Below are 5,247 nucleotides of genomic sequence, written 5' to 3' on the forward strand. Positions count from 1 at the left end.
ATCTTGATCCAGTCACAATTGTATAAAATCAATTCCCGCACGATCGCTCGTGCCCGTAATCCCTAGGGTATTCTGGGGATTTCTCTTAACGCTATTTATATATCATGATGGAGACCCACAATCCCCTCTGCCCCAAGAGGTAATTTAGATTAACGCAGGGTGGTCTGTAGCTTCAATATCTAATGTGGGTAATCCACTGATATATACGTTAATGCTTTGACTGTAATCACTTCTAATAGGCGGGAATAAACTATTGAAGTAATTTAGTGCAGCGGGTAACGATTTTTCAATGCGGCCAAATAATTCTGCTTTTTCTAGACTGCCTATCCTCAATTGTGCTCTAACCCTGCATCGAGAGAAACGGTGCGGGCGGCGCGCTCAGCACCAGACTCCAACAGAAATTGGTGGGTGACAGAAATAACTTACGCTCGATTCGATTTCTGTTAATGATTTATCCATAATTTTTAACTACCGAATTCGATCTAAGATCCCTTCCAATTCATCGGCGCTGTTGTAATGAATGATGAGTTTTCCTTTTCCTTTCGCCCCATGTCGAATGGTGATGGCCGCACCCAATTTATCGGATAAATGATGCTGTAAGCGCGCCACATCCGGGTCTATTGCTGGGCGGTTGGCAGATGATTTACTTTCCGATTGCCAGTACTGAATTAATTTTTCGGTTTCACGAACCGATAACGCTCGGTTTACAATAATATTCGCTGCTTCGCTTTGCTGAAAACCTTCTAAAGCTAATAAAGCCCGTGCATGCCCCATATCCAAGTGACCTTGTTCCAACAATGTTTTTACATCTGGATTTAATTTTAAAAGGCGCAAGCTATTGGTAACGCTCGTGCGGGATTTACCGACAGCTTCTGCTATCTCCTCATGGGTCATTTTAAATTCGTCCAATAATCGCTGCAAAGCGGCAGCTTCTTCAATGGCGTTTAAATTTTGTCGTTGTATATTTTCAATCAACGACATGGTGACCGCCACCTCATCAGTAATGGGACGGATAACTGCAGGAACTTCTTTTAAGCCAGCTAATTGGGCTGCACGCCAACGTCGTTCCCCTGCAATTATTTCATAACGTTGACCGACTGGCCGAACAACGATCGGTTGAATGATGCCTTGTGCACGGATTGAGTTTGCTAATTCTTCTAAAGTGTCTTTACCCATTTGTCGACGTGGCTGATAATGACCAGGTTGAATAACATCGATCATTAATTTTTTTAATTCTGTTTTAGAATCCGCTAACGAGGCGTCATCAATTTCGGTGAGTAATTCGTTTAATCCCAAATCACTCAGTCCTCGGCCCAGTCCGCGTTTTTGTGTCATTGACACGCCTCATGATGCCGCATGATTTCTCCTGCTAATGCTAAATAGGCAGCAGCGCCTTGTGAATTTTTATCATAATTTATAACAGGCAACCCATGACTCGGCGCTTCCGCCAAACGCACATTTCGGGGGATGACGGTTTGGTATACCTTCCCTCCAAAATGAGTAAGTAATTGTTCAGAAACTTCAACCGTTAATCGGTTACGGCCATCATACATTGTTCGCAATAATCCTTCTATTTTTAACGCTGGATTGATGCTTTTACGAATCCGCTCAATACTCGACAATAAACTTGTTAATCCTTCCAAGGCGTAGTATTCGCACTGGATCGGTATTAAGACGCTGCCGGCGGCGACAAGAGCGTTAACTGTCAACATATTTAGAGAAGGAGGGCAATCAATTAAAATAAAATCGTAATTATTTTTAACCGCGTTTAATGCTTCATCTAAACAGCACTCGCGCTGGCCCGTTTTTAAAAGCCGCACTTCAGCGACCGTAAGGTCACCATTCGCGGGTAATAAATCGTATTTCCAACAAGCAGGGACGATCGCTTTTTCCGCCGTCACTTCACCTAAAAGTACCTCGTTGACAGAAGACGTTATCGTTTGTTTATTGACGCCTGATCCTACCGTGGCGCTACCTTGCGGGTCTAAATCAATTAGTAAAGAACGGCGTTTAGCCGCCCCTAAGGAAGCCGCCAAATTCACCGCAGAAGTGGTCTTCCCTACACCTCCTTTTTGATTAGCAATGGCGATAACGATCGTCATTAGACGCTAGCCATTATTATTTTTAACTCTAACAAGATGACGCTCCGCCTTTAATCCTGGGACATTTAAAACGTGTACAATAGCCGACAAGCCTGAATCGCGTAATTCTTTTTCAGGATAAGTCCCCTTCATTATCAACCATTGCCCGCCCGGACGCAGCAAATGATTCGTTTGTTCCATAGTCTCACTAATGCTTCCCAATGTCCGGCAGGTGATTGCATCAAAATAAAAAGCTGGCTGATAAAAGTCAATACGCTCTTGAATGATAGTGACATTGGTTGTCTTAAAGCGAGAAGCTGCCTGAAGCAAAAGGCTGTTTTTTAGCTTTGCTATCGATCAAGGTAAATTGCTTTTCAGGAAAAAAAAGCCAATGGAATACCGGGGGAAGGCGGCTCCACTGCCGACGTCGAGGATTTTATCGCCCGCCCTTACAGATATGGGAGGATAGATAGGCTGTCTAAAATATGGTGGGTGACCATGCTTGCTATTTCGGTAATAGCTGTGAGGTTATAAGCCCAGTTCCATTTTTGTAGAAAAACGAGAAAGGTGAGCATTGATTCTCGGATAGTTTCTGGGATCTTAAGTCCCAATTGGTCGATGCCTTGTTTTAGTTTTTCTATCATGGTGATTATTCTTTCTCCGCTCGGAGCGGGGTTAAGGATAGAGTTCTTTTTTCTTCAAGTGAACGAGTAACAACGAAATCGCCGCTGGCGTGATTCCTGGGATACGGCTAGCTTGCCCAAGGGTGGTAGGTTTTGTTTCATTTAATTTTTGTCGAACTTCGTTGGACAAACCGTTTACTTGATTATAATCGAGAGAGGAGGGAATCTGCGCAGTCTGGTATTTTTTTTGCCGGGCAATTTCGGCCAATTGATGGGTTAAATAGCCTTCGTATTTTGCTTGAATATCAATTTGCTCAGCAACAGAGGGTTCTAACACGGCAGGGCCCAATTCTTCAATTTGCATCAGCGCCGGGTAATTAATTTCAGGGCGTCGTAAAAGATCCATGGTAGAATAATCTCGTTCCAAGAGTTGTTGAAAACGACTCTCAATGGCTTTGGCAGCCGTGGACTTTGGCCAGATCCGTTGTTTCTTTAAGCGTTGTTGTTCTTTTTCAATCGTTTCTTTTTTCTTTACAAAGAGATTCCAACGTTCGTCATCGACGCAGCCTAACTTGCGGCCTTTTTCGGTTAACCGTAAATCCGCATTATCCTGTCTTAAAAGCAGTCGGTATTCAGCGCGACTGGTGAACATGCGGTACGGTTCATTCGTGCCACGAGTCGTTAAGTCATCAATTAACACGCCGATATACGCTTCATCCCGCGCCGGTGTCCAAGGTGCGCGCTCTTTTATTTGCAAGGCGGCATTAATCCCCGCGATTAAGCCTTGGGCAGCTGCTTCTTCGTAGCCAGTAGTACCGTTAATTTGACCGGCGAAATAGAGTCCGGGAACGTATTTAGTTTCAAGAGAGGGTTTTAAATCGCGCGGATCAAAATAATCATATTCAATGGCATAACCCGGGCGCGTAATGTGACATTTTTCCAAGCCTTTTATGCTGTGAATAAAATCGAGTTGGGCGTCAAATGACAAGCTGGTCGAGACACCATTCGGATAGACTTCAGGAGTGTTTAATCCTTCAGGTTCTAAAAAAAGTTGGTGTGAATTTCGATCCGTAAAGCGCACGATTTTATCTTCGATGGACGGACAATAGCGCGGGCCCACCCCTTCGATGACGCCGGAGAAAAGCGGTGAGGTTTTTAAGGCATTGCGAATGATACCATGGGTTTTTTCGTTCGTTTGAGTAATAAAACAAGAGACCTGATGAGGGCGGTTTTCGCCATGACTCCAATAAGACATTAATGGCAAAGGCTGATCGCTAGGTTGTTCGATCAATTTGGAATAATCAATGGTGCGTCCATCGATCCGCGGCGGTGTGCCCGTTTTTAAACGTTCTACTCGAAAAGGCATTTCGCGAAGACGCTCCGCCAGCGCGAGGGCGGGGGGGTCGCCGGCGCGGCCGCCGTGGTAATAGTTCATGCCGATGTGGATTTTTCCGCCTAGGAAAGTGCCGATGGTTAAAATGACCGTCGGAGCATAAAAAGCGATGCCCATTTGGGTCACGACGCCTGCTGCTCGATTATTTTGAATAATAAGATCATCGACGCCTTGTTGGAATAGCCACAAATGAGGTTGGTTTTCTAAAGCGTGGCGGATAGCAGCCTTATATAAGACCCGATCAGCTTGTGCGCGAGTTGCACGAACTGCTGGACCTTTGCGTGCATTCAGGGTTCGAAAATGAATACCCGCTTGGTCGGCCGCAAGTGCCATTGTTCCGCTAAGCGCATCGATTTCTTTGACGAGGTGGCTTTTACCAATCCCACCGATGGCGGGATTGCAGGACATTTGACCCAGCGTTTCTATGTTATGAGTCAGCAATAGCGTTCGCGCGTCCATCCGCGCCGCCACCAGCGCAGCCTCAGCGCCTGCATGGCCGCCACCAACGACGATGACGTCAAATTGTTGAGAGGTACTTTGCATGGGCGGGATTTTACCACATCTCTCTCTTTTCTGCTGAAGTACTGGCGCGAAATTCTCGCTAATGGGTCAACAAAAATAGTTCCAATTTAATAATCGACAATTTCAGTTTTCCCTCTTGAAATACTGCTAATTTGAAAAACAACTTTAGGTAGGTTATGAGGCTTCGTTTTTTCCTCCAACCGAAAAACAGAAACATAATAAAGTTTTTTTACCGCTTCTCTAAAGACTGATTTAGCCTCCATGAAGAATATGCATAGCAAATATCCTGATATTTTGAAATTTAAATTAAATGGTCTTACTATTTTTCAATTTCTTTTCTAAGAGTTAGAAAAAACCTTTTGACGTGAAGGATATACTTCTCATTTCTTATTCAGTATTTTTTGGCGAACTTTCAAATGGAGCCAATATGTCAAGCTCTTAAAGATAAAAAAACGCATCTCATTCAGCGTATAGTTAAGAATCTCTCTATTATTTATTAAATTCCCGTATTTCGCTTCGCTCCATGCAAGCTACTTTCTTTTAAATAGTAGTTATTTTTAAACAACCCAATGAAAAGTGCGCTCTTTAAAGGGGGCGTTATAATGCGCCAACACAGAATTTCTATTTT

3 protein-coding genes and 2 pseudogenes are annotated in these 5,247 nt (G+C 44.0%); all 5 read right to left on the reverse strand.

All coding sequences use genetic code 11. From position 1 onward, the window contains the following. Positions 1-264: 264 nt before the first annotated feature. Positions 265-459, reverse strand: a pseudogene (locus tag FIV31_RS07195) (hypothetical protein); the annotation flags it as partial. A gap of 9 nt (positions 460-468) precedes the next feature. Further along, entirely contained in the window at positions 469-1,341 is an 873-nt protein-coding gene (locus FIV31_RS07200; protein ID WP_280124299.1) for a ParB/RepB/Spo0J family partition protein, read from the reverse strand. Beyond that, positions 1,332-2,102, reverse strand: a complete 771-nt coding sequence (locus FIV31_RS07205; RefSeq protein ID WP_280124300.1) for a ParA family protein — start codon at positions 2,100-2,102, stop codon at positions 1,332-1,334. Before FIV31_RS07205 ends, FIV31_RS07200 begins: the two co-directional genes overlap by 10 nt. A gap of 6 nt (positions 2,103-2,108) precedes the next feature. Further along, positions 2,109-2,725 (reverse strand): annotated as a pseudogene (rsmG, locus tag FIV31_RS07210) (16S rRNA (guanine(527)-N(7))-methyltransferase RsmG). A gap of 31 nt (positions 2,726-2,756) precedes the next feature. After that, positions 2,757-4,640, reverse strand: coding sequence for a tRNA uridine-5-carboxymethylaminomethyl(34) synthesis enzyme MnmG (gene mnmG, locus FIV31_RS07215; RefSeq protein ID WP_280124301.1), 1,884 nt, complete (start codon positions 4,638-4,640; stop codon positions 2,757-2,759). Positions 4,641-5,247: the final 607 nt, after the last annotated feature.

This window comes from Coxiella endosymbiont of Ornithodoros amblus (assembly GCF_019425495.1).
In the GTDB taxonomy this organism is placed as follows: Bacteria; Pseudomonadota; Gammaproteobacteria; order Coxiellales; family Coxiellaceae; genus Coxiella.